The organism is Novispirillum itersonii (assembly GCF_014205675.1).
Lineage (GTDB): Bacteria > Pseudomonadota > Alphaproteobacteria > Rhodospirillales > Rhodospirillaceae > Novispirillum > Novispirillum itersonii_A.
Window position 1 is genome coordinate 1 of the sequence record NZ_JACIIX010000024.1, and the last position, 23,654, is coordinate 23,654.

21 protein-coding genes, 1 tRNA gene and 1 pseudogene are annotated in these 23,654 nt (G+C 60.2%); 9 read left to right on the top strand and 14 right to left on the bottom strand.

Features of this window, described 5'->3' with window-relative positions; all coding sequences use genetic code 11:
- Positions 1-13: 13 nt before the first annotated feature.
- The 9 genes from FHS48_RS19155 (at position 14) to FHS48_RS19195 (ending at position 5,779) form a co-directional block, all read left to right on the top strand.
- Positions 14-90 (top strand) — tRNA-Met (locus FHS48_RS19155).
- Between the two features lie 371 nt (positions 91-461).
- Positions 462-1,412, top strand: a complete 951-nt coding sequence (locus FHS48_RS19160) for a helix-turn-helix domain-containing protein (protein WP_184266335.1) — start codon at positions 462-464, stop codon at positions 1,410-1,412.
- Positions 1,405-2,274 (top strand): phage Gp37/Gp68 family protein, encoded by an 870-nt coding sequence (locus FHS48_RS19165; RefSeq protein ID WP_184266338.1) that lies wholly within the window; start codon positions 1,405-1,407, stop codon positions 2,272-2,274. Before FHS48_RS19160 ends, FHS48_RS19165 begins: the two co-directional genes overlap by 8 nt.
- 10 nt (positions 2,275-2,284) lie before the next feature.
- Positions 2,285-2,737 (top strand): hypothetical protein, encoded by a 453-nt coding sequence (locus tag FHS48_RS19170; RefSeq protein ID WP_184266341.1) that lies wholly within the window; start codon positions 2,285-2,287, stop codon positions 2,735-2,737.
- Positions 2,734-2,979, top strand: a complete 246-nt coding sequence (locus tag FHS48_RS19175) for a hypothetical protein (RefSeq protein ID WP_184266344.1) — start codon at positions 2,734-2,736, stop codon at positions 2,977-2,979. Before FHS48_RS19170 ends, FHS48_RS19175 begins: the two co-directional genes overlap by 4 nt.
- The gene (locus FHS48_RS19180) at positions 2,979-3,584 is read left to right on the top strand and encodes an AAA family ATPase (protein ID WP_184266347.1); all 606 of its coding nucleotides are present in this window, start codon (positions 2,979-2,981) and stop codon (positions 3,582-3,584) included. The genes FHS48_RS19175 and FHS48_RS19180 overlap by 1 nt, the downstream gene beginning before the upstream one ends.
- Positions 3,585-4,287: 703 nt before the next feature.
- A complete protein-coding gene (locus tag FHS48_RS19185; protein ID WP_184266350.1) occupies positions 4,288-4,899 on the top strand; it encodes a hypothetical protein in 612 nt (203 codons plus the stop codon).
- A gap of 183 nt (positions 4,900-5,082) precedes the next feature.
- The gene (locus tag FHS48_RS19190) at positions 5,083-5,445 is read left to right on the top strand and encodes a type II toxin-antitoxin system RelE/ParE family toxin (protein WP_184266353.1); all 363 of its coding nucleotides are present in this window, start codon (positions 5,083-5,085) and stop codon (positions 5,443-5,445) included.
- 43 nt (positions 5,446-5,488) lie between these two features.
- Positions 5,489-5,779: a helix-turn-helix domain-containing protein gene (locus FHS48_RS19195; protein WP_184266356.1), complete on the top strand. Its 291-nt coding sequence runs from the start codon at positions 5,489-5,491 to the stop codon at positions 5,777-5,779.
- Here the strand turns inward: FHS48_RS19195 and FHS48_RS19200 are convergent.
- From FHS48_RS19200 to FHS48_RS19265, 14 genes and pseudogenes are all read right to left on the bottom strand, one after another.
- The gene (locus FHS48_RS19200) at positions 5,776-7,410 is read right to left on the bottom strand and encodes a recombinase family protein (RefSeq protein ID WP_184266359.1); all 1,635 of its coding nucleotides are present in this window, start codon (positions 7,408-7,410) and stop codon (positions 5,776-5,778) included. The two genes, FHS48_RS19195 and FHS48_RS19200, sit on opposite strands and share 4 nt — an antisense overlap.
- A 707-nt stretch (positions 7,411-8,117) precedes the next feature.
- Complete coding sequence (locus FHS48_RS19205; protein WP_221443609.1) at positions 8,118-10,127, bottom strand: ATP-binding protein; 2,010 nt, start codon at positions 10,125-10,127, stop codon at positions 8,118-8,120.
- Positions 10,114-11,856, bottom strand: a complete 1,743-nt coding sequence (locus FHS48_RS19210) for a GmrSD restriction endonuclease domain-containing protein (protein ID WP_184266365.1) — start codon at positions 11,854-11,856, stop codon at positions 10,114-10,116. Before FHS48_RS19210 ends, FHS48_RS19205 begins: the two co-directional genes overlap by 14 nt.
- Before the next feature lie 18 nt (positions 11,857-11,874).
- A complete protein-coding gene (locus FHS48_RS19215) occupies positions 11,875-13,749 on the bottom strand; it encodes a DUF4209 domain-containing protein (protein ID WP_184266368.1) in 1,875 nt (624 codons plus the stop codon).
- A complete protein-coding gene (locus FHS48_RS19220; RefSeq protein ID WP_184266388.1) occupies positions 13,746-14,186 on the bottom strand; it encodes a hypothetical protein in 441 nt (146 codons plus the stop codon). Before FHS48_RS19220 ends, FHS48_RS19215 begins: the two co-directional genes overlap by 4 nt.
- A gap of 110 nt (positions 14,187-14,296) precedes the next feature.
- The gene (gene traI, locus FHS48_RS19225; protein WP_184266400.1) at positions 14,297-17,182 is read right to left on the bottom strand and encodes a TraI/MobA(P) family conjugative relaxase; all 2,886 of its coding nucleotides are present in this window, start codon (positions 17,180-17,182) and stop codon (positions 14,297-14,299) included.
- Complete coding sequence (locus FHS48_RS19230; RefSeq protein WP_184266416.1) at positions 17,179-17,571, bottom strand: ribbon-helix-helix protein, CopG family; 393 nt, start codon at positions 17,569-17,571, stop codon at positions 17,179-17,181. The genes traI and FHS48_RS19230 overlap by 4 nt, the downstream gene beginning before the upstream one ends.
- Before the next feature lie 129 nt (positions 17,572-17,700).
- Positions 17,701-19,983, bottom strand: coding sequence for a zincin-like metallopeptidase domain-containing protein (locus FHS48_RS19235; protein ID WP_184266419.1), 2,283 nt, complete (start codon positions 19,981-19,983; stop codon positions 17,701-17,703).
- Positions 19,976-20,218: a hypothetical protein gene (locus FHS48_RS19240; protein ID WP_184266422.1), complete on the bottom strand. Its 243-nt coding sequence runs from the start codon at positions 20,216-20,218 to the stop codon at positions 19,976-19,978. Before FHS48_RS19240 ends, FHS48_RS19235 begins: the two co-directional genes overlap by 8 nt.
- A 12-nt stretch (positions 20,219-20,230) precedes the next feature.
- Positions 20,231-20,845 carry a DUF6012 family protein gene (locus FHS48_RS19245; RefSeq protein WP_184266424.1) on the bottom strand — a complete coding sequence of 205 codons (615 nt, stop codon included), beginning with the start codon at positions 20,843-20,845 and terminating at the stop codon, positions 20,231-20,233.
- Between the two features lie 77 nt (positions 20,846-20,922).
- Entirely contained in the window at positions 20,923-21,339 is a 417-nt protein-coding gene (locus tag FHS48_RS19250; RefSeq protein ID WP_184266427.1) for a hypothetical protein, read from the bottom strand.
- Complete coding sequence (locus tag FHS48_RS19255; RefSeq protein ID WP_184266430.1) at positions 21,336-21,641, bottom strand: hypothetical protein; 306 nt, start codon at positions 21,639-21,641, stop codon at positions 21,336-21,338. Before FHS48_RS19255 ends, FHS48_RS19250 begins: the two co-directional genes overlap by 4 nt.
- Positions 21,628-23,448, bottom strand: coding sequence for a type IV secretory system conjugative DNA transfer family protein (locus FHS48_RS19260; RefSeq protein WP_260402600.1), 1,821 nt, complete (start codon positions 23,446-23,448; stop codon positions 21,628-21,630). Before FHS48_RS19260 ends, FHS48_RS19255 begins: the two co-directional genes overlap by 14 nt.
- Positions 23,445-23,654: pseudogene (locus FHS48_RS19265) on the bottom strand (CpaF/VirB11 family protein); the annotation flags it as partial. The gene FHS48_RS19260 and the pseudogene FHS48_RS19265, both read right to left, overlap by 4 nt.

The window sequence follows — 23,654 nt, forward strand, 5'->3', positions numbered from 1 at the left end:
CGAAACACCACACCGCGGGGTGGAGCAGCCCGGTAGCTCGTCAGGCTCATAACCTGAAGGCCGCAGGTTCAAATCCTGCCCCCGCAACCACATACTGTGTCTTGTCGAAAGTTTCTCAGAGACTGATACAAGACACAGATTCGCTTGTCGAGCGAAAAATGGAGCGCGGACCGTCCCAAGATTAGGAGGCGGTGCTCTAACGTCCTGAAATCCAAAAAAGAAACCTCGCAGTTGGCGCTGCGAGGCTTCATGGAAAGTGCAGAACACTCCCCGGGTTATGTGGGATTATTCTGCGCTAACGCCCCCGGCTTGTCAAGTTGAATGGGGCGTCTGGACAGTAAAAGCCCTGTACAGATATGCAGGTTGAACAAATGACGGACCGGCCCCGCGCCGGTTTTGCCCATCGGGCACAAGCATTTGAGTCCCTTGTCAAAAATACTCGCTCCGCCCGTTGCAGGGATGTGACTACCGCCCGCGTGGTGTCGCTGGTGCTGTCGGGGGTGCGAATCGTCACCCCGGACTGTTGCAGGGATGTGACTACCGCCCGCGTGGTGTCGCTGGTGCTGTCGGGGGTGCGAATCGTCACCCCGGACTTGAGCCTTGGCGGTGCTTTTCTTCTGGCGAGATTGTGCGAATACGTCTTTGACGCTGCCCGCTGGGCTTCAGGGGATCTGATTGTGACCCCCGGAAACGCAACTTTGGCGGCGTCGCTGGGGGTTGCCCCGCGTCACGTGTCGCGTCTTTTGGGCGAACTGGAAGCCGCCGGATGGATCATTCGGCGGTACAATGGCCTCAATCGGCGGTCAATTTCCGGCGGCATTGATCTCCGTCCGGTAGCGGCACGGGTGGAACACTTGCGGCAGGCGGTTGCCGCCGTGAAGGCAGAACTCGCTTCTCGCTACGCCGAAGCCGAGGACTCCGCCGAGCCAGAAGAGGCTGACGCAGCAGGTTATCCACAGACCGATCTGTCAGGGAGGGATGACGGATCTGTCACCCTGAAATACCTTACAAAGAAATCCAAACAAGACTCTGTACAGGACATCGAGGGCGGCCAGCTCGTCGGGCTGATGGTGGCTGTCTCCCCCACTCTGCAACGGGTGCTGTCCCCCGCTGATCAGATTGCCCTGTCGTCCCCTGATACCGCGTCTGCGGCCCTCGGTGCTCTGACCCGTGCGGTGTCGTGGCTGGTGAGCAAGGATCTTGGTTTGCAGGGGGGCGTGTGGGCGTCAGCCCTGCGGAAACACGGCATCACCGCCCTTGCCGCCGCCGTTGTCGCCATTGAGCGCCATGGAGTGCGCAGCAGAGCGGCTTACCTGCGGGGAATGCTCGACCGGGAGGGATTGCGCCTCACCGTCAGGCACAGTCTGGGTGCCCTCAGTCTGTCCGCTGGGGAGGGCCAGGGCCATGGCTGAAAACTCCTCTATCGAATGGACAAATCACACCCTCAACCCTTGGGTTGGGTGCGCGAAAGTCTCCCCGGCCTGTGATCATTGCTATGCTGAAGGCTGGGCCAAGCGGGCCGGAACGCCTGAGCTGTGGCAGGGCCAGCGCCGTCGGACCAGTGCCGCGAATTGGCGGCAGCCGCTGAAATGGAACCGGGAGGCTCAGGCTGCCGGAAAACGGGTGCGGGTGTTCTGCGCCTCTCTGGCGGATGTGTTTGATAACCATCCGGCCATCACGGACGGGTGGCGGCAGGATCTTGGGGCGCTCATCCGGGCCACCCCAAACCTTGATTGGCTGTTGCTGTCCAAGCGGATCGGCAATGCCGGGCGCTATCTCCCCCTGATGTTTCCGGACGGTGTGCCGGAAACTGTCTGGCTGGGGGCTACGGTGTGCAATCAGGCTGAAGCAGTCCGGGACATTCCGAAGCTGTTGGCTGCTCCGGTCGGGGTGCGCTTTTTGTCGGCCGAACCCCTGTTGTCGTCACTGGATCTGCGGGAATGGCTGGCCCGGATTGATCTGCTGATCGTCGGCGGAGAGTCCGGTGGTCAGGCGCGGCCCATGCATCCGGATTGGGTGCGTGGTCTGCGGGATCAGTGCGCCATCAGCGGCACCGGGTTCTTCTTCAAGCAATGGGGCGCATGGGGCGAAGCGCAACCGACTGCCAGCCCTTACGGGAAGGCCAAGAGTTTTCAGTGGTCTGACGGTACGCGGTCTGTCCGTCTTGGCAAGGTTGCTGCCGGGCGGCTGCTGGATGGTGTGGAGCATAACGGGGAGGCTCTTCTGCGCTTGGAAGCCGAGAGGCAGGCCGAATGCAGCGGTCTAGAAAGATGAAAAGGAAGCCATGATGCAAAAGCGATCCAGAGGTATCTTCGCCGCTGCTACAATCCTAACGACTGTCTGGGGAGGAGCCTGTCAGGCTGAGGGGATCGTGTTTCAAAGCGATCTGATTTTTGCCATCCTTGAGAACGTTGAAGGGGGTAGCCTGACGCTGAAGACACTTCACAGTGTGCTTGGCCGAGGGGATGCCGCTCTGTTGGCGGGGAGTACGATTAAAGCAACGCTATCCCCCTTGTCGGATGGTGGAACCCGACATCCGGCCTGCGTTCAGGAGATTACTGCGCTCGGCTGGGATCAGGAACGGACGATCAGCGCCGGAAATGGCATTGATTGTCTTGCCTTCCTACACGATGCACGGGGAGCTGCCGGACTGGTGGCAGGCACGGTTGCCCCTGATCTGGTGGTGCGGGTGTTTCTCGCTTCAGATCTGGTGATTGATCGGGATAATGCTGAATGACTTTCGTTCTTACGGAGGATGACGCCATGAATGATGACTTTCCGATTGAGCAGGGTCTGAAGATGAACGTGCCATCAGCGGCTGAACGGCAGCTTCAGGCCGGTTATCCCGTTTACTATCACGATGATAAGTTCCCTGATCCCAACCTGCTTATCCGAGAAGATCCTGATGGAACCAAAACGCTTGTCCGGGTTCACCTTGGGGCTGCTGGTGGCCGCTTTGAAGATGTGCGGGTGCTCTGATGGCCCGCCTCTGGATTGTCGCCGGGCCAAATGGGGCCGGAAAATCTACGCTGGTTGAGGATTTCAATCGTGCAGGGCTCCCGGTTTCAAACCCGGATGAGCTGGCGAAGCAGATCAACCCGGGTAATCCTGAGAAAGCACAGATCGAGGCAGGAAGGCGGGCACTGACAGAGCGACGGGCTTTCCTTGTCGCCGGTCAGTCTTTTCTGATCGAGACAACCTTTTCAGGTCGGGGGTCTCTTCAGCAAATCGAAGAGGCAAAACAGGCAGGTTTCAAGACCTGTCTCGTCGTTGTCGGGATCAAGAGTGCTGTAACCTCTTTTGCGCGGGTGGCAACCCGTGTGATGCGCGGGGGGCACTCTGTGCCAGCGGCTGACATCGAAAGGCGCTATCAGCGGACCTTCGATAACGTCAATCAGGCACTGAAGCAGGTCGATCTGGCTTTTGTCATCGACAACTCCAAAAGACGGCCTTCCCTTGTTGCCAAGATCGAGCGGGGAAAGGTGATCCGCCTGTCTCCAAAGGCCCCGGCATGGATTCTGAAACAGATCCCTCTGCTGGCCCGTCACAGGGCCAAGGAGCGATCACAGGGGCTGTCTCTCTGATCGGATCAGGATCGGGATTGAACCGCTTTACCGCGTCGGCAAGGCGGTTCGTCAGTTCCGCCCGTTGGGAGTTGTTCAGGGCGTCGGGATGGGTCAGAAGCCAGTCCAGTTGCCGAAGCAGATCCGCATGAGCCTGTTTCGCCAGCCGCACAGGAGCGCCCCGGAGCCACGCCTGAAGCTGCTTCAGTTCCTCGGGTTGTAGGCTGGCCACGGTGCCGGGGGGCACGTCTTCCAGCACCGTGGCAGTGGTCGGAAAAGATCCGATCTGCTGCCGCTTCCCCTCTGTTGAGCGGTACAGTTTCACCCGGTTAGCGACAATTCGAAATTCCATGATGCACCTCTTTGTTAGGTACAAAGCAATTGAATATCTCGTGTACCCAAAATGAGGGCGCATATCAAGAATTGTGCTATGTACCTTTTTGATGGGTGCGCAAAGATCGGGCATGGTGATGGGGAAGAGTCTTCAAGCCCCTCCGGGGCCGTAGGGGCTTCGCCCCGGCCCCCACAAGGGGCAAGCGCGGCCTGAAGGCCGCTGTTGTCCGGCAGGTCTCCCCATAGTCGCCTTGCAGGCGACCACGCTTCGCGCCGCCCCGTGGGCGGTGGGTGATCCCCCTCCTGCCGGACAACCCCTTGTGGACGCCTCCCCTTTTCTGACGACAGGGCAAAGTTCGATCCACCCAGTCCGATGAAAGGGACCCACGCCATGACCGCAATCATGATTGATCTTCAGACCCTGCTGTCTCTGGCCGCTGCCGATGCTCAAGAAGCGGCTACTCATAAGCGGGAGGCTGCCAAGAGCGTGGCCGATGACAAAAAGCGGAACCCTTACATGCCCGCCTATTGCGACCCGAACAACGAGTTCCGGGGCACCAAGTACGACGCCACCCGCTACTTACCGCTGACCGAGGTTTGCAAGCTGATCCGGCAGGATATCAGGGATGCTATCGCCGGGGGGCTGCTGCCGAAGGTGAAGGTATCCGTGCGGAAGGAAGATGCGCGGGCGGTTACTCTGAGCGTTAAGGAGGTTCCTGAAGCGTTCCAGTTTTACAGCCCGAAATATCTGAAGTGGGCGCGGGAGTATCCGTTTGAAGACAAGCATGGGTGTGGCCGGAATTATCCGGGGTGGAGCGATCCGAGATCCGAACAGTATCGTCAGGTGATTGACGCCCTGACCGAGATTGTACAGGCCTATAACCGGGATAACAGTGATTCGATGGTCGATTACTTCGACGTCCGTTTCTACACGACCGTAGACTTCTGCGGGGACCTGATGGCAGGCCGCAAGGAAGAGGAAATGGCTGCCTTGCCAGCCTGACGGGGCAGATGCCCGGGGCCGGGGAACCGGCTCCGGGTTTCCCTGTTCCTCCCTCAATGCGTAAAGGCGGCACGGAAGAAATTTATCGCTATGAAAATACGTCAATGACGCAGTTTTTCCTTGATGGTTATGCGTCAATGACGTATATTTTTATTGTCGGAACGTCCCACGGAGATTAGGCTGATGCCCCTCTTCAGTACAGGTTTCGCGGTCAGCATATTAGAATTTCCGACTTTTTCAGGTGAAGCCGACAAGCTCCTTACCCGCGAGGAACTGGACGATCTGCGGTCTTTCCTCGCTTTTCATCCAGAAGCTGGGGACAGGATTCCGGGAACAGGAGGAATCAGGAAACTGCGGGTGGGGGTTGAAAAGAAGGGAAAGGGTAAAAGGGGTGGGGCACGGGTGATCTATTATTTTCATAGCCCGAAGATGCCGCTGGCGCTTCTGGCGCTCTATGCCAAGGGGGAGAAGGCCGACTTGTCGGAAGACGAGAAGAAAGAGCTTCGCAACCTGATTCATAGATACGTTGCCGCTTTCGGGGGATGATCCCCCGAAAGATCCTATCGCCTATCTGAAAATGAGGTGGACCATGTCTGGATCGAAGATCCTTGCCGGAATGCGTGAGGCTGTGGCTTTTGCCGAAGGTAAGCCCGTGGACGTGCGCGAAACTATCGTCAGGACCCCTGCCGAAGTCGATGTAAAGGCTATCCGGGAGCGTTTGGGCCTCAGTCAGCAGGCATTTGCAACCCAGTTCGGCTTTTCCCCGGGGACCGTCCGCAATTGGGAACAGGGGCACCGCCACCCGGAAGGCCCGGCGCGGGTGCTGCTGAAAGTCATCGAGAAGGATCCGAATGCCGTTCTGCGGGCGCTGTCGGCTTAACTTTTGTCCGTGCGGGACAGCTTCATGACGGCTGGAATGTCCCATTCCACCGTCGCTGTGTATCCGCCGGTTTCAGACAGGCTGAGCGCGACTTTCTCGATGCAGTGACGGAGCTTGATGTTCGGCTGGTAGTCCATGAAATTGGCCTTCAGCCGGTCTGCCAGCTTATGCACGGTTGACACAGCAGCCTTTGCCTGTCCGGTGGTCGGTGACAGGGCGCGAAGATCCCTGACCGCGACACTGCGTTGCATATGGTGGTGCCGTACCGCAGCTTCCTTTTCCGCCAAGAAAGACCTGATTTCCGCGACTTTTGCCCCGGTCCCGAGGATCGACAGCATTTCAGAGATTTCTTTCCGTGCCTGTGCCGTGTCGTCTTCTGCTTTGTTTATGCGGGCTTCAATGGCCTGCCGTTTTTCGTCGTAAATGGGGTCTGTGTAGTGGGCAAGGATCGGCTGCGGTGAAATCTCGTAAAGTGCGAGGGTTGCCGGTGCCAGGAATTCATCCATCGTTGCGCTGCAAACGGGGCAGTTAGGGGTGCGGCAGGAGTATTTGCCCTTCCGCAGGGCCGTCATCTTCTTGCCGCTCCATCCGCAGTGCAAGCGACCGGAGAAGAACAGCATGGCATTGGTCAGGGCCTTTTCCTGCCGCTCCCGCCATTGTCGGTGTATCTCCGCAACTTCGGCGGCATGACACTCTACCTTTGTCTGCTTTCGGATTCTGACCACATCATTGCGGGCGCGAGAGCGGGCTGCAATCTCGACCTGAACCGCGTCAAAGACCTCCTGACTGATGATTGCAAGATCCGGTGCGGGGGCTGTGATCCATTCGGCTTCGCTTCGCAGCATCGCCATCCGTTCCCCGGTTTCCGGGTGCGTCCGCCATTCCTGCCGGTTGAACACCACTTCGCCAACGTACAGCCGGTTCCGCAAAATCCCGGATTGGCGGGAGGCTGTGCCTATCAGGGTCGAGGGATACCACTTCTTTCCGCCGGGCGACGGGATTGCAAGGCCGTTCAGGACTTCGCAGATTCCGGACAGAGTTTCTCCGGCCAGATAGTCCTGATAGATCCGACGGATGACTTCGGCTTCCTCCGGGACGATCTCCCGGTGGCCGCGCTCCAGTTCGCCGTCTTCCCCGATCTTTCGGACAATCCGGTACCCGTAAGTCTGCCCGCCGGGGAGGCTGCCGCGCTGGACAGCAGCCTTCATGCCCCGCCGGGTCTTGTCTGCCAGATCTGTAAGGTAAAGGGCGTTCATGGTGCCCCGTAAACCCACATCCACCTGTGACACGGTCCCGTTCCCCACGGTTTCGATGGAGATACCAAGGTACTGCAACAGGTCGAAAGTGTCAGCCATCTGGCCGATTTTGCGGCTGACGCGAGACAGATCTTCGGTGACCAATACATCAAACACATTCTCTTGGGCTGACAGCAGCAGGCGCTGGATACCGGGGCGCTGGCGGATCCGTCCGGAAATGGCTTCATCAGTGTAGATTCCGGTGACGATATAGCCCCGGCTGGCACAGTACACCTGACACCGGGCGATCTGGTCAGTCGTAGAGGTGGCCTGTTTGTCGGTTGAGTGGCGGGCGTATATCCCGGCGCGTTTAACGGCCTGAGGTGTCTTCTGCACTTGGACGCATCACCCTGATCTGTCTGTTCCCTCCCTTGGATAATCAACGGTTGCGGCAGAAACAAGGCTGTTGTGGCGGGAGACCATACTTTATGGATGCAAAATCAAGCATTTGAAGAGATTTGAAGAGTATTGAAGAGATGGGAGGCGGATTTGAAGAGATTTGAAGAGATTAAGCCCTGAGTTGAAGAGATTTGAAGAGTGTGGAAGAGATTTGAAGAGATTTCGCAGCCCTCCTGTTTTTTGCCCATGTCGTCTAACTGGCTGGCAGGATAGGCGCGGTGGTACCACCGCGCTCCTGCCCTTATTCGCATACGCTCAACGGGGGGTAAAATGAGCTGCGCACCGGACATGACAAAGCCGCCCTCGGAGGCATCCGGGGCGGCTTTTTTGGTGTGGAGTCCCCCGCAGGCCGGGGGGTATTTTGAGTCTGTGGAATACGCAACCCTCGAATGGGTCGACTGGTTCAATAACCGCCTCTGCTCGAACCCATCGGAAATAGACCTCTGATCCAGGGCCTATTTCAGCAAGCGTTGGAGGTCATTACCGCCCATTTCGGGCATCACAGCGAGAAGGGACACAACTTCTGACCAGGATCAAACAGGGGAGCAGGTTAATCCCTTATATCGCAATCGATTTAATAGGTCCTGTGCCTAAGCGTCTTCTTGGCTTGGAGGTATTTATCATGCAATGGCAGGATTGTGCGCCTATGACGCAGCCGCGGTATCCTCTTGCTCAGCTATCGGCTGATCGTCGGCATCATCCTCGGTGATTACGCCCTCCAGGTACGCCTCATAGGTTTCCTGTAAATAGCGCAAGGATGCGCCACGATCTGCCGTGTGCTCCAACTTTTCCTTGAAAAACCGCAGTCGGGTTTTGTTCTCCTGAATGACCTGTGACCACGTTTTCGCGTGAATGGTCATCAACCCATCGTCAGATTTGTGGATGACACCCTCAGGCAAGTGCGCGGAACGCGCCCTGTTCTGGGCGTATCTGTCCAACGCATTCGAAATTATCCAGAATTCCCAGCGCGTTTTGATGCCGTGAAACCGGTCATCATCCGCGACCGAGAAGGCGTATTTTTCAATCTGTGTGATTTCGTCGGAACCGATGCTGACGCTAGGCGCCTTCAACTCCACCACCATATGTTCAAGCTCATCGGCGCGGTTGCGTTTGATGGATCGGGATAACATGAGGTCGATGATGCCCCGCTTTCCATCGATCCGTTTGACCGGTTCATCAATTTTCACCTCCTTCTTCGCCAGTTTTGCATGCTGGCGCAGAACCTCGGTGAGCGATTGGTCGTCAACGGTCAGATTAAACTCTTCACCGAAAACCCAAGTGTTTTCTGCAAGAATGCGATGAAGTTGTGAGCGTTCCTTGAGGCGCCCCTTGCTGTCCGGGTCGAACAGGATGGCTTCTAAGCCAGTGATGAATTTGAGCCTGTCCGCGACCATCTTGGACGCTCCGATTATCGCGGACAGAGATGATTCCTTGAGAAGCTTTGCCAACTCTTGCTGCTTGCGCTGAGGAAGATCGAGAACTTCCTTGAGAATGAGTTGGAGGTCTTCCGGGCTGTGTTCAATCGCCTGCCGCAGCATGCGCAGGTGAAAAGCCTTGTTTCTGGGCGTCGCGGATGAAAAGTCGGGAAGGTGCCTTGTGACGTTCACCGCCACGATGTCGAAGACCTTGCGTTCAGCATCTTCAAGCTGGTTCTCCGGCTCCCCCTGGAAGGGATAGACCTGCTCGGTCTTCCATTCCTCGACAAGGGACCGGGTGTCCTCGGCAGTACGTTCCTTGAAATGCTCCTTGATCTGCTGAATGGCCTGTTCGCAAGCGAATTGCAGCGGCGCGTTCATGTCCATCAGTTCAAGCGTACCCTCATCGTTCAGTTTGCTGACGTACTGGGACCGCAAATACGCTGAAAACTGGAACTCTCCGACATGGAAGCGGTTCTGGGTTCGCGCCAGGGGGAAACCGTTCGCGTCGCACAGGTAGAGTGCTTTCTGGGTGTTGACCCGCCATTCAATGAGGTCTAACTCAGCATCAAAGCACTGGCCGTCCGCCACGATCTCGGGCAACGACAATCGTTTCCGATTTTTGATCACCTGTGCCGGATCGAATTTCACACTGTGCAGCGCAATTGAAACATCAGGGTAATCCGTGAGGTAGAGGGCAAAAATCTCGGTAAGTTCCTGATGCGCGTTGTCACTTTCCAGCGACCGCCACTCGCGGGAGAGTTCGGTGATCCGCACCTCCACCCCGGTGGGCGCTTCAACGACTTCCTCATCGGACACATCGATATGCCGCAGCCGCTCTCCGAACATGCTTATGGTGTAGTGCCGCACCTTGCCATCGTCACCACGATAGGCCACGGACCAATCAACCACGCGCCCAAGGGCAAAGGCTTTGAACCTTCCCTTGCCTTCCTGCCCGTGCAGCATCCGGCTCTTGATCTTCGACCGGCTGCCGTTTCGCTTCCATGACCCGCCCAGATTACTGAACAGCAGCGGCGCATCGGCAAGGGGAAGGCCATGCCCGTTGTCCCGCACGATGACTGCCGTCATACCAAGTTCATTGCGCTCGATCTCGATCTCGACCTTGGTCGCGTCGGCATCGACGGCGTTCCACACCAGTTCGGCAATGGCTGAGACCGGACGCGCCTTCGACAGGCGTTCAAGGTAATCGCCCTGAACCTCGACATCATACCGTTGCATGAACAACTCCCGGCGCATTGGAGATCGCCGCTTTGGACGGCGAATCGAGGAACTCATTCAGCCGCGCGGCGATCAGTTTCCGGCGCTCGACCAGAAATGCCTTGTAGCTGTCAGTGTCCAGCAGCGCAGGGTCATTGGGAATCGCCTGCGACATCACCGAGTGGTGATTCTTCTCGATCAGCGGGGGCAGGTATTGGGCGGGTGCCTTGTCGCTGATGGCGCGGTTGGTCTTGCCGCCGATGAACGCCAGATTGGCGATGTCGTCGGCTTCGCGGGAGGTCAGTCCCGCCTTGGACAGCAGCGCCTTGGGGAAGATGTGATGGAATTGCAGGCGGTGCTGGGCGCCGGAATGATCCAAGGCGATGGCAAGGTTGGACGACCAGTCCTTGGCACCGGCGGCGCGGAACGCCATGAACATGGTTTTGAACAGGGCGCTACGCTGGTTACGCCCCTCCAATTCCTCGGGGGTGATGTCCAGGCGACCGACCTGCGAGCGCAGCCGGTCGAGCAGGTCTTGCACCGGCTTGTCGTTCTTCAGGGCTGAAAGGTCTTGGTCGAGGATCGTCTCGCTGGAGCCACGGGAAAACCGCCCCTTGGCGTTGGCGATCAACGTCCAGGTGCGCAGTTGGGCTTCTTCCTCGGCACTGATCTGATAGCCGCGCCGGTGACCGAAATAGGACAGGACGATCAGCAGGAAGGGCGACGACAGCAGCGCCGGGCTGTCGATGCCCACGTTGCTTTTCAGGAAGTTGATGGCGAAGCGCATGCCGTCGCCGGATTCCTTCCAGGCTTTCTGCAAGGCGGCAAGGTCGAGGGAGGTGACCGTCTTGAACCGCGACTGCCCGGTGGCGAACGCCATCAGGTTCTTGAGGTGAATACCAAGCTCCAGATCAAATCCCAGCTTGGTGCATTCCGCCTGGAATTCCAGGAATGTCTGGAGCGAGTGTTTCCATTTGGCGGTGATCTGCGCCAGGGCAAGGTCGGAACTGCGCAGCTTCGCCCCCAACGAATTCACCCGCACAAAGATTTCCGTCACCTCGTCATAGGACAGGCTGCGTTCCAGCACGTCCATGCGATAGACATATTTGCGGATGGCCCGCAATCGGGCGAGACGCTGGCTGTATTTTTCGTACTTGGGGTCATCGAAACCGCTGATCCCCGCCGCTTTCAGGAAGGGGGCATCGCTGTCCGTCTTGAACACCTCGGACACCTTCACCCATTGGGGCAATTGTTCCAGCTTGCGGGTGGCGACGACGAAGGTCATTTCGTTGAACCGCTTCAGCAGTTCATCTTCGGACGCATCCGCCTGATCCTCGACCAAATCCTCGTCGTCGTTGGACTCTTCGTTGACCTCGGTGACCGAAGTCAGGGTGTCCGGGTGCTCCAAATTGAACAGCAGGTCGATGGGGCGCTGTCGCCCCCGCACCTTCACCGGCTCGCCCCGAATCACCGCCGAAAGCGAGGTCAAACGCTGCTGACCGTCGAGAAGCAGCCGGGTGCTTTGATAGGGATTGTGCTGCTGGGTGACGGCGAATTCCTGCAACGGAACCGCTTCGTCAGTTTCCCACAACAGAATCGCCCCCGATGGATAGCCGCGATAAAGGGAATCGAGCAGATCGCGAACACGGGTGGAACGCCAGACGTACTGGCGCTGCATCTCGGGCAGGCGCAGTTCACCACGCTCGATCATCCCCACCAGTTCCTCAACGCTGGCTTCAGCCTTGGCCATATCCCCCCTCCGTCCAACTTAATCCGGCAGATCATCCGCCTGCGATGCGGGCAATTCTCCGGTTTCATCTAGATGCGCCAAGACATTCCAATGCTGGGCAAGCGGCAGGCAGCAAAGCCGCAGGATCATCCAGCAAAAATACCATGCATCGTGTGAATACATGTCACCCAGTTCGGCTTTTCCATGCGCAATGGTGTTGCGCAAATTGGGGCCAAAGCGGTCAACCAGGATGGATTGCAGGTCGAACAACAGGTCGGCGCCGAAAATTTTCTCCGTTTCAGCGCCGGTGGACCCGAACAGCATTTCGTTCAGATTCAAATCCTCCTGGGTCATGTCCTGCTTGACCTTCGAGGTGACAACACCGTGTTGCTTCAAAACGTGGCGGATCGCGTTTTCCACCTGGGGCAACAGCAGGTGAATCGCCTCCATCAGCTTGCCCTCGAACATGCGTTGGAAGGCAACGCAGAAAACGTGCTCCCGTCCTTCGGGAACAAAGGGAGAGTGGATGATCAGCGTTTCAAAACGGTGGGCCATGATCTGATGTTCAGCGGCAATCACCTGGATGGCTGGTTTCAGCGAACCGTGAGCGCAAATGTGGTGTCGCAGGTTCGCCAACTCGATCATTTTATGGCGTATGCCGCTTTGGGCATCGTCGGCATCTTCGTCCACGCCGGAAAAACGCGATACGGGTTTGCCATCCCGATCCAGAACCGTCCCGCTGAACATTTGCGATAACGGGAATTCTTGGGCGTTTTCCAGGACGCTTTGTCGCAATTCAGCGACCGATGGTGACCGTGCGCACGTGAGCAGTTGCCAAAGCGCATCGAAGAAATCTTTCCCAGACACCGCTTGTCGCGCAGCTTCGATCAATTCCCGGAGGTCGATGGGATGGGAATGGGAGGACATTTCGCCATTGATGGCATTTTGGAATTCCAGCAAGCGCCGGTGGCACCGTTCCCGCTGATCCTTGGTTCCGGCGACACGGCGGTAAATCTCGATGGCGCGTTCCATGAAATGCGCCGCCTGCAACGCTGAACCTGCCGCGACAGCCTCGGCAGCCCGTTCAAAAATCCCCGCCGCCCGCAGCTTCAGGGCATCGGCTTGCGCTTTTTCAGCTTTGTCATGGGTTGTCGCGGCGAACAGTGTCATTTCCACGGCGGCATGCCAATTGCGGTCGCCGTCGCATTTTTCTGCCGAAGCCAATGCCGCTTCGCGGATATCGACGCCCGACATCAGTTCCCAATCCTGGGCCAGCTTCAGCAGACGATGCAGCAATCCCGGCTTGTTCTGTTCGTGCGCCATGGTAACAGCGCGCCCGCATAACGAGGCGAGTTGCTCCGGGGTGCCGGATTTCAACAAAACCGCTAGCCGCGTCGTCCGCTCGAAGGCTTTCCAAAAGCCGTGAAGGCGACCAGCGACCAATTCCTGAGCCGCCAGTGCCAGAAAGGAATTCAGCGCCAATTCCCCTGAACGGCGCAGATGCGGGCGCAACGCCTTGCGCTTTTCCACCCAGACCATATCCGCCAAGCGCGCCCGCAGATCGAGCCGTCTGATCCGGTCGGCCAGTTCCAGAAACAAGGCAAGCTGTTGATCGGAAAAGTCCGCAGGAATGGCGGAACGCTGCTCCCCCATCACAAGCCAGGGGCCATAAGGTTCGGTCGCGTTGTCAGAGCGGAAGTGGAACGAGGTTATGGCGGCCAGCAAAACACAAAGATTGTGTTCGTCTCCACCCTCCGACGCAGCGGCGTGAGCGCCGAAATGGGACTGCAATGCATCCAAATCGTCGGCATTCCAGGTTTCGATCAACGCATCCACATCGAAGGCAGCGGCAAAGCCCGCGTCAACGGCAAGCTCGCACAAGGGTGGGCGTGGGGCTTGGTCGGGTTCGGTCATGGCACCGCTGCCCGCGCTGCCTGGATGCGTTTCAACAGCTTGGACGCCGGTTCGTCGTTGGGGTCTTGCGGAACCAGCTTGCCGCTGAAGGCTTGGTCAAAGGTGGCCGACAGCTGATCCTCGAGGTTGGGTTCGCCTCGGCCCATTGCGGCCGCCTTCTTGGTGATGTGGGCATTCAGCTCCTTTTCATGGGGAGTGCCGAATGCCACCGTTCCCATCCCAGCGGCCTTGGCACCACAGGCGTAGGCTACGGCCGTCGTCATTCCGCTTCCGACTAGCAGCGACAGGTGGTCCGACTGGAATAAGGCGGAAAGCCAGGGTTCGACCCTCTTACGGGTGTCCTTGCGCCAATTATCGCCGTCCGCGCCATTGGGGATGCCATCATCGGCAAATTCGAAATCCCCTGCGGAGAGGATATGTTGCTTTGCGAAGTCCACGAGAACTCCCGATTCAATCATTAATTTATACTAGATATTTTTGTATGAATTTATCAATGATTGCAAGGTGGGTGTGGTTCTAATTTTGATCGGGTTTTGTGTCCCCGTTGTCACAAATCCATCCCCTGTCCGCGTTGTTTGGCCTTTGTCCGCTCCTGCCGCATCGGCAGGGCGGCGGCGCTCAACGCCTGCCGCAGGGCCTTCTTCCGGCTGGTCGAGGGTGGGCTGAAGCCCTTCAGCTCCGGCATCTTCAGATCCTGTCCGGCCAGCAGACAGCGGCGGTTCTGTCCGCGTAGGTGGTCCGCAAGGGCTGTTGCATCAGCCGGAGTTCGCGCCAGCATCACGGTTGCCGTCGTCTCCCGGTGCAGGGCCACCGCTTCCGCCGGGGTGCGGACCACGATCACCGGGCCGGTGTCGCCCTTTTTGGCAAATCCGCCGACAACATGGGACAGCGGGGTCGGGGCCTTGTCCTGTCTGTCCTGTGGGGATGGGCCCTTGTGGTCCGTCAGCGTGTGAAGCACCTCGCCGTCCGCTGACACCGCCAATACCCCGGACAGCCGCTGATGCTCGTTGCGCAGGGGCAGGAGGATTGTTCCATCCTCGGTGATCCGTGCCCCGCGCCGGAAGGTGCCGACCTCCATAACCGGATGATCGGTGCGCTCCGGGGTCCGTCCGGAACGCCATTCCAGCCACACCGCGTCTTTCGTGACTTCGGCCAGCGTATCGCGCAGCGTCTCTGCTGCCTTCGGCTGGGTCAGGTCGGCATACGACATGCGCCGCCCGGACGGGCTGACCGGAGCCACCAGCGGCAGATCTGCCGCCTTGGCCTGATCCCGGTTGGCCGGGGTGTCATCCATCGCCACCACCACGGCAGAGGCGGGCCATTTGGTCTTCACCGCTTCGGCGGTGGCCTGCCATCCGCCCGGATCGGCCACCACCACCACCGGCAGGCGGGTTGCCCGGTGCAGGGCGGCCCCGGTCATGTAGGACTGCGCCAGCAGCACCGGCCCGCCGGATCCGAGCTGACGGGCGGGGTCGATCAGGCAGGCCAGAGGCTCCTGTTCGCCCTTCCGGCTGCGGATCTGCGTCTGGGTGCCGGTCGGGCTGATCTGGGCCACGCCTTCCAGCCGACCGGACAGGGTGCGCAGGGGCACCAGCAGGTTGCCCCCGGCGTCCTCACGGCAACCGAAGGACTGGACGCCCTGCGCCACCAGAACTGGACTGTCCCGCCCGGCAGGTTTGGCGGCATCCCACAGCGCCTGTGCCTCATCCCCCAGCGCCGCCGCCGACAGGGAACGCAGGTCCGACACTTTTGCATCATGCGGTATAATCAGGCGACCGGGCGGGGTGCTTTGGGTGTGCTCATGGGCAACCACAATAGGCTTGAGGCCTTGGGCCTTCAGGGCCTCGGCCACGGCATCCAGATCCTGCGCTGACCGGGCCACCGCCACCGGGTGACGGGTGGCCTGTGCCAGCGTCACCGCGCCTTGATAGTCGCTGACGATCAGCACCGGCACCGGGGGTGTGGTCCCGTCATGAGTGTTCCGGTCGGTCCGGGCACGCTCCACCATCCGCCGGGGGTCGATCAGGTGGAAACTGCTGCGGCTGACCGGGCCGATATCCAGTGCCCGGCCATCTTCGGCCACCAGACGGACCCCCTCCATCCGGCCCTGCGCATCGCGGAACGGCACAACCAGATTCCCCCTGTCGTCCACCTTGACGCCGCCCATCACGCCCTTTGCCTCGGCCCATGCGGGACGGGCTCCGACATCACGCCATGGGGCCGCTTCCCGCCACACCTGCACCGCTTTCAGGGAGGCCTCGGAGATCCGCACCCGAGGCAAGGGGCGGAAATCCAGCGCCTGATCGACGATGCCGCCGGGGCCGATCACGGCGTTCATGATTTCCTGCTGGGCCAGCAGGACCACCGCCGCCAGCGGATCCCGGTAGGCTTCGGCCAGAACATAGGTGAACCAGCTCCGCAAGGTCCGGTCCAAGATGCCATCCTTCCGGGCAGCCCGGCGGCGGCGCTGATAGCGGCCCCACAGGGCAGCGGTGCCGGTGGTGCGTCCCAGCGGGCGCGGGCGATAGCCTTTGCCGGGCGGTGGCGTCGGCTGTACGGACAGATCCGGAGCCGGGGGGCCGGTTTCGGCACTCAGGGCCGGGTCTTTCTGTTCCGGGGCCTGCCGGGGTGGCTCAAACGTCCCCAGCCGCTTTTCCAGCCCTCCCTTGCTGCATGACCGGTCAAAGGCGCTGGCCTTCATGGTCTGTTGGCCGTCTGCGGTGGCAAACACCATGCCCGCCCCCTGCGGTTTGATCTGTATCTGATGCCGGGCCAGTCCTTCATGCAGCTCCTGCCATGTTGCCGCCTTCTGGATTTCCGGCAACAGGCTGTCGCGGTTCTCCATCATCCAGCGCTGGAAGGACTGTTCCCACGTCCGGGCCTCGTGGTCCTTGGCGGCGGGCGACAGGCCGGGGGCCTGCGTCAGATCCCGGTCAGACATGCCGCGGTCAATCGCCAGACCGTATTTCTTTTCCATCTTCCGGGCGACCCGTTCCAGTGTCTTGAAGTCACGGCGGGGCGTCTTCACATGCAGGGTCTGCGGATGCACCTTGTTGATGCCAAGGTGCATGTGGAAATGGTTGGTGTTGATGTGGGTTCCGGCGACGTACTGGTGTCCCTCAAAGCCGAGGGCTTTGGTAAACTCGGCCGCAATGTCCTTCAGGACCGCATCGGTCAGCTTTTCGCGGTCACTGTCTCGGAACGACACCATCATGTGATAGGTCTTGTCTTCGATATCGGGCTTCTGCTGGCGGATGGCCTCAATCTCGGCCAGCGCCGCCGGAAGATCCTCAAGGGCTTCTCCGGCTCCACAGTTCGCAATCCAGAACCTGTCCAGCTTCTCGCCTTTCTCCGGCGCGGCGCTGATGTACTCCCCCAGCCGGGTGAAGTCGTCGGCAATTGCAGGATCTTTCAGGATTTTCTTCGGAATCATGTGTTGTCGTCGCCTCCGAGCCCGCCGCTTTTCCGGCGGGGTTGCAACTGACCGCGCAGGGTCACGGCGGTGTCCTTCAGCAGGGCCTGTGTCTCGGCAATCTCACCGCTCAGGGCGCGGATCTGCGTCAGCAGATCCGCCGGGACATCCACTTCGGCCAATGCCAGTTTCAGCAGGTTCCCCAGCCGCGCCTGATCGGCGTTGATCTTCATCAGGTCGGTGATGGCGTCCCAGCCTTCAAAGGTGCCCTTGCTTGGCAGCGGCAGATTGTGCAGCAGGCGCTTGAACACCTGCGACCGCGACAGCCGCGACTGGGCGCACAGCTCGTTAAGGCGGGCTTCGTCCTTCGGGTCCAGCAGGACCTTTGCAAAAGGCTTCCGTGACGGCATCGGTTTGCGTCTGTTCTGTATGGGGGGAGAGAAAAGGGGGGCCACCGCCAGTGCGAGAGAGGCGGCGGCCCCGAGGCGGGCGGCAGGCATGGCACAGCCTGCCACCGGGTAACGTGTCAGCTCACCGGCTTACCGGCTCAGGGCGTTGGTGGCACTCACCGCCACTTTCAGGGCGGCAGTCCGCAACAGGCCGCGATTGGCGCTTTGCTGTTGCTCTTTGCTCTGTTCCTGCTCCTTAGGTTTGATAACCCCAAGGTTTTCCAGAGCCTTGGCAACAGCGGCCTTGCCGTGGGCGGTGGCGTAATCGTTCCAGTCTGTCCGCCCCTGTTCTCGCTCAAATTGTGTGAACGGGGGCTGAATCATCTTGGCCCCGGTCAGGGTGGCTGCCTGTGTGGCGGCTTCCAGTCCGGGGTTAAAGCCTTGCTTCTCCTGCGTCTTGAAATCGTCATCCGCCGCGATCACCAGCGGCGTGGACGGATCCTGTCTGTGCAGGGCCTGTGCCACCTTCGGCATGTTTCCGGCGTTGAAGGCCACCACCACCGACAGGCCGGTGGCCTCGTGGATGCTGGCGGCGGTGGCGAAGCCCTCGGCAATCACGGTTGGGCCGCTGCGGTCCCCTTCAATCCGGTGCATCATGCCCTCCATCTTTCCGCCCTTCAGGAACCGCTTTTCCCCGTCGTCCTTGATGAACTGGATGTTCCAAAGCTCCCCGGCAGCATCCTTGCACGGCACCATGAGAGAGCCGTCTTCATGGTGCAGCAGGCCATGGGCCTGCACCTGCTTCCGGTTCAGATAGGGGTTCGGGCTGTCGGCGGTCATCGGCTTACCCTGTGACAGGATATGCGCCGCCACTTTGGCCCGGTCGGCCTGCTGGGCTTCCAGCTCCTGCCGCCGCTGCGCTTCGCGGGCGGCAGCCGTGGCCTTCATCTGTTCCAGTTCTGCGGGGCTCATCTGATGGCCGGTCATCACCCACTTTTCCGGCTCTGCCATGGTCTCATAGTTGCGGATCAGTCCGGCAGGCTTTCCGTCCAGATACGCCTTGTAGGCTCCCCCCAGCGATCCGGGTTTGTCGGTTTCCAGCGGCACGCGGTGCCACTTGCCGTCCATCACCGGCTGGCCGTCGATTTTTAGCCCGGCCTGCTGCGCTGCCTTGGCAAACTCCGCATAGGGATCCAGCGGCTCCGGCTGGCGGAGTTGCTGGCCGGTCAGTGCCCACTTCTGTAACAGCTCGGGATTGCCGTCCGGACCGACGTACCACGATTTCGCCCTGGGGTCCCATTTCGCCCCGGCAGCCTTGGCGGCGTCCTTTTCGGCATAAGGCACCGCCAGTAACACCCGTTCCGGCTTCTTCTGCGGATCTGCTGCCGCAGAAAAGGCCGGCTCTTTTTCCGGGGTGGTCTGGGTCGGGGTTTGTGCCGGCATAACCGGGGCGGCTGTGGTCTGTTCGTTCTGCTGGGTCATGCTCTGCCGGGCCTCAACCGATTTCCGCAGTTCCGGGCGACGCTCCGGCTGTGTGATCCACGTCTGGATGGTTTCCGCATCACGGGCGGCCTGAAACAACAGGTTGCGGTCGTCGTTCAGGGCTTTCAGCCAGCCGCCGGCATAGGCGGCGTGGCGCTCCGGGTTGTGACCGAGGCCAAGGGTGGTGTTGACCATGTAGGCGGCCATTTCCGCCCGCAGTTCTTCCTTGGCATAGTTTTCCGACCCGAAGCCGCCGCTCATGTCGCGGGCCAGACGGTTGGGGTGACCAGTCGCATGGGCCAGTTCGTGCAGGGCGGTGGCGTAGTATTCTTCCGCCCCATGGAACGCCTCACGCGGTGGCAGATGGATCCGGTCGGTGGACGGGCGGTAAAAGGCGCGGTCGTTCTGGTCGTGGCGGATTTCCACCCCGCCGCCAGCCAGCAGCTTTTCCGCCTCGGCCACCGGCTGGAAGGTCGGGTCCAGCGTCTTCGGGACATAGGGTTCCAGCCCCTCAATCTGTGAGGCATTGAACACCACGGCCCGGAACACGCGGGGCCGCTCCAGCACGTAGGTGGTCGTTTTAGGCTGTCCGTCCTCGTTCAGAACCGGTTTGCCCTGCTCGTCATTGATCGGTTTGGTCTCGTAGTATTGCCAATACTCAATCGGCCAGCCCTGTTCACCTTTACGGACCTGAGCGCCGATACCCTGCGCCTGTTTATAGGTCATCCACCGGGGATCGGCGTATCCGTTGAGTTCCAGCCAGAAGGCATTCATGCCGCGATAGGGCTTGCCGGTGGTGGGGTTCATCGGGCCTTCGCGGTATTCCCCGGCCTTCCACGGCTTCTGCCACGGGGCGGTTCCCGCCTCGATGTGACGGATCATTTCCGCCACCACCCTGTCGCGGAAGTTTTCCTTTTCCTTCGGCGGGGTGTCCTTTCTGCTCTTATTCATCGCCGTCTTCCCCCTCGGTTCCATGGGGGAAGAACAGGCTGTCGAGCGCGTCTTCCGGGCTGAGGGCGTCTTCCACGAACGCCCCCATTGCCTCGGCCACATCGGGATCCACCGCCACCGGGGCGGTATCGGCGTCGCGGTCAATGATGGCGACAGCGGCGGCGAGGTGTTCGCGCTCCCGTTCGGCGGCGATCAGGGCTTCAAGATCGGTCTGGTCAAAGAGAGTGTTGGTCATCGGAGAGGCTCCTTATCCGGCGTGAAAGATCGTGGACAGCTGGGGCATTGGGGCGGCGTGGTATCGCTGGGGATCTGTCACCCGCTCCCGTTCAAGGGTGGGAATGGCGAACGTCTGCCGTCGTTCAAACACCCAGCCTGTCTCTGGATCCGCGTCTTCCTCAGACGAGACACCGGAGGACACGTCGGAGGACATCGGTCCCTCTTGCCATGCCCTCATCCTCGGTTGCGTCTTCGCCGGAATTGATGCGGCATGGCAGGTGGGCACCCGGTCGGGCCAGCGTTGAAATCCCGACCACAGCATCATGTCGTCACTGACGGCATCGTGATCGGCATCAAGGACCGTGTAAGTCACCTGATGGGTGATCTGGAAGATTCCGACATTCCAATGACAGATCACCGTGAAAACCGGCAGGAACGCCGGGGTTTCGATGAACAGGCCGTTGCAGTTCCGGCGGGATGAACGCGGCGTGGCCACAACAATGCATTTGTTGGGGAATGGCGTTCTCGCCTTCACGGTCTCACCGAAGCCAGTCAGGTCCAGATTGATTTCCGGGATAATGATTCTGGCGATATCGACCGGAGCGGGTCGGGTTATGAAGAAGCTGGGCGTCAGATGGATCAGCATGGATCAGCCCTTCCGTTCTTTGCGCATCCGGGCAAGCCGGGCGAGCCGGGCAATGGATTTCATGGTGGGAGAGAGGGTCATGATCCGCCCTTTCTGGGCATGGCTGGGCGCTGGTGTGGGCGCTGGTGGAGGTCTTCCCACAGCGCCAGATGGCCGTTGATGAAGCGGAGGATGCTTTCGCGCTCCATCTCCGGGGTTTCCTGCATTTGCACCGCCAGCGTATGGACGAAGGCGGTAACAGAGCTCAGGTCCGGCGGGGGCGTCTCCGCCATCCGGTTGATGTGTTCGATTGCACGGATCTGGCCGCACAGGATGCCCCGGACTGCCGGAAGCCTGCTTTCGGGGGCGGTGCTGTCAGCGCCGGGTTTGGCCGACAGCATGAACATGGTCAGCCAGTCGATGGATTTAAGCGTCCATGGGTCCAGTCCGGTCGGGTTAAGGCCGCTCAGGCCTAAAACCCGCGTCGCCTGTTCCCGGTAAAGGGGGATGGTCATGATTGAGGCTCCCCCCGCCACAGGCTGGCGCACAGCCCGAGGATGGTCCGGCGGGGGCGGACCATCATCAGGATGACCGTCACAACGCCCCAGACGCAGACGGTCAGCAGCAGGATCTGTTGAAACGTCACCAGCAGATCCATCTTCCGCACCGGCAGCTCGCCGGTTTCGGTGTAGCCAAGGGCCACCCATTGCAGGGCCAGCACAAACGCGGCGGTGATGCAGATCAGGCGGAGGGCGGTTTCTGCCATCCAGCGCAGCAGGGCCAGCGCCGCCCGAAGTTTGGGATTATGCAGCGGCATTGGTGGCGTCCTTCTGTCTGGCCGCGTCTTCCGGGGTCGGGGCAGGAATCTTTGCCCGGCCCAGAAGGTCCGCGTCTTGGAAGTAGAGGTATTGGGTGCCCCGGATCGGGTTCTGTCCGGCAATGAAGGTCAGCACGTCGCCGGGAATGATCCTGTCGCCTTCCTCGCGGATGGCGGGCAGACGCATCGCCTCGTCCACCGTCAGCAGCGGGCGGGCGGTTTCCTGCACCCCATCCGACACCGACTTGTCAGACCGCGACCGCTTGGCCTGAATGACCGTGGTCTTGCCCGCCAGTTTCGACAGGTATTCCCCGGTTTCCGGGCGGTTTGGGGCAAAGGCCACGCGGACATGACAGTTGCCGGTGATGCCCTCGTCCTTGCCGTAAACCGAATACAGCTGAGCGATATCCTGCACGATTAGGTATACTTTGATGCCGTACCCGGCAACAAAGGCGATGGCCTTTTCCAGCACATCGACCTTGCCAATCGACGTGAACTCATCGAGGAGCATCAGCAGGCGATGGCGGTAGCCTTTGACCGAAGATCCATCGGCAAAGGCCATGCTCTCGGTCAGTCGGCCGACAATCTGCGTCACCATAATGCGCATCAGCGGACGCAGGCGCTCGATGTCAGACGGCGGCACCACCAGATACAGGGCGGCGGCTTTGGTGCCGTTCATCAGGTCGGCGACGGTCCAGTCACTGTCCCCGGTGTTGGCAGCTACAATCGGGTCCGCCCACAGACCCAGCCCGGTCACTGCCGAGGAATGAACCCCGGAGCGTTCGGACTGGGCTTTTTTCAGCATGTTGCCGATGCCGTCCTGCACCGCCTGATTGATCACCGGGTTCTGATGGTCGAAATTGAGCATTTCAACCAGCAGGCTTTCAAAGCTGGCGGCGAACATGGCGGTGTAGTCCGGGGCGTCCTCACCACTCCCGCCGGTTTCAACCGGTGGGGCCTTCGACATGAAGGCCCGCACATCGGCCAGACTGGCCTTGCGGTTCTCGGTCAGATGCACCCGGTAGACCACATGCAGAATAGCGGTGGACAGCCACGCCCAGCCTTCCTTCATCCAGAAATCTTTCAGGCCGGTGCCCTCGGGATCGACGATGATCCCGGCGATGTTCTGGCAGTCGGCGATTTCGCGCCCGGTGCCAAGGCGGATTTCCGCCAGCGGGTTATAGCGGGCACACCCGGTCTGCGAAGCGGGATCAAACTTCAGGATCCGGTGGCCGAGCTTGGCCCGCCATCCGGCGGTCAGGGCGTAGTTTTCCCCCTTGATATCCAGCACCAGCACACTGTCCGTCCATGACAGGAGCGTGGGCAGGATCAGCGATACCCCTTTCCCGGATCGGGTGGGGGCGAAGCACAGCACATGCTCCGGCCCGATGTGGCGGAGCTGGTGATGGGTCTTGCCCTGTATCCAGCCGCCGACCACCGCGCCAGTCTGGGCCTTCTTAGACAGCAGGCCGGATTTCTTGACGTCTTTGTGCGTTGCCCAGCGGGCGGTGCCGTGCAGCTCGTTAGATTTGAAGCCGCCGCTGACGGTGCGGTTGCGGGCCTGCCGCATCACCGCCATGGCGATGATCAGCAGCACCAGCCCCCCGGCAAGGCAGCCCCACGCCGCCCAGACCATCGGCTGGGGCAGGCCTGCCGGATGGTTCAGGCTGGCGATCAGCCACTTCCACCATTTGATATCGCTGGGATCAAAGCCGATCTGAGCCCACCACAGGCCCAGCAGAGCCGCCCACGATGACAGGATCACCGCGATGAAGACGGCCCGTTCCAGTATGCGGTCCATAATCATGACCATGCCTCCTTGCCGTCTTTCATGACGTGCCGGTCATTTCGGACTTCCCAGATGTCGCTGATCCGACGGATGCCGTCTTCCGACCGGCGGATCTGCACCACCACATCGACCAGATCGGCCAGAAATTCCGGGATGTCGGCCATGTCGCCGCCCGCCCAACTGATGTTCTGGACGAACTTGCGGTGGATCACCTGTTCAGGAGA

Coding starts and splice junctions, on each gene's coding strand:
- FHS48_RS19165 (WP_184266338.1), top strand. CDS start 1,405: ATGGCTGAAAACTCCTCTATCGAATGGACAAATCACACCCTCAACCCT.
- FHS48_RS19170 (WP_184266341.1), top strand. CDS start 2,285: ATGATGCAAAAGCGATCCAGAGGTATCTTCGCCGCTGCTACAATCCTA.
- FHS48_RS19175 (WP_184266344.1), top strand. CDS start 2,734: ATGACTTTCGTTCTTACGGAGGATGACGCCATGAATGATGACTTTCCG.
- FHS48_RS19180 (WP_184266347.1), top strand. CDS start 2,979: ATGGCCCGCCTCTGGATTGTCGCCGGGCCAAATGGGGCCGGAAAATCT.
- FHS48_RS19185 (WP_184266350.1), top strand. CDS start 4,288: ATGACCGCAATCATGATTGATCTTCAGACCCTGCTGTCTCTGGCCGCT.
- FHS48_RS19190 (WP_184266353.1), top strand. CDS start 5,083: ATGCCCCTCTTCAGTACAGGTTTCGCGGTCAGCATATTAGAATTTCCG.
- FHS48_RS19195 (WP_184266356.1), top strand. CDS start 5,489: ATGTCTGGATCGAAGATCCTTGCCGGAATGCGTGAGGCTGTGGCTTTT.
- FHS48_RS19205 (WP_221443609.1), bottom strand. CDS start 10,127: ATGCAACGGTATGATGTCGAGGTTCAGGGCGATTACCTTGAACGCCTG.
- FHS48_RS19210 (WP_184266365.1), bottom strand. CDS start 11,856: ATGGCCAAGGCTGAAGCCAGCGTTGAGGAACTGGTGGGGATGATCGAG.
- FHS48_RS19215 (WP_184266368.1), bottom strand. CDS start 13,749: ATGACCGAACCCGACCAAGCCCCACGCCCACCCTTGTGCGAGCTTGCC.
- traI (WP_184266400.1), bottom strand. CDS start 17,182: ATGATTCCGAAGAAAATCCTGAAAGATCCTGCAATTGCCGACGACTTC.
- FHS48_RS19230 (WP_184266416.1), bottom strand. CDS start 17,571: ATGCCGTCACGGAAGCCTTTTGCAAAGGTCCTGCTGGACCCGAAGGAC.
- FHS48_RS19235 (WP_184266419.1), bottom strand. CDS start 19,983: ATGAATAAGAGCAGAAAGGACACCCCGCCGAAGGAAAAGGAAAACTTC.
- FHS48_RS19240 (WP_184266422.1), bottom strand. CDS start 20,218: ATGACCAACACTCTCTTTGACCAGACCGATCTTGAAGCCCTGATCGCC.
- FHS48_RS19245 (WP_184266424.1), bottom strand. CDS start 20,845: ATGCTGATCCATCTGACGCCCAGCTTCTTCATAACCCGACCCGCTCCG.
- FHS48_RS19250 (WP_184266427.1), bottom strand. CDS start 21,339: ATGACCATCCCCCTTTACCGGGAACAGGCGACGCGGGTTTTAGGCCTG.
- FHS48_RS19255 (WP_184266430.1), bottom strand. CDS start 21,641: ATGCCGCTGCATAATCCCAAACTTCGGGCGGCGCTGGCCCTGCTGCGC.
- FHS48_RS19260 (WP_260402600.1), bottom strand. CDS start 23,448: ATGATTATGGACCGCATACTGGAACGGGCCGTCTTCATCGCGGTGATC.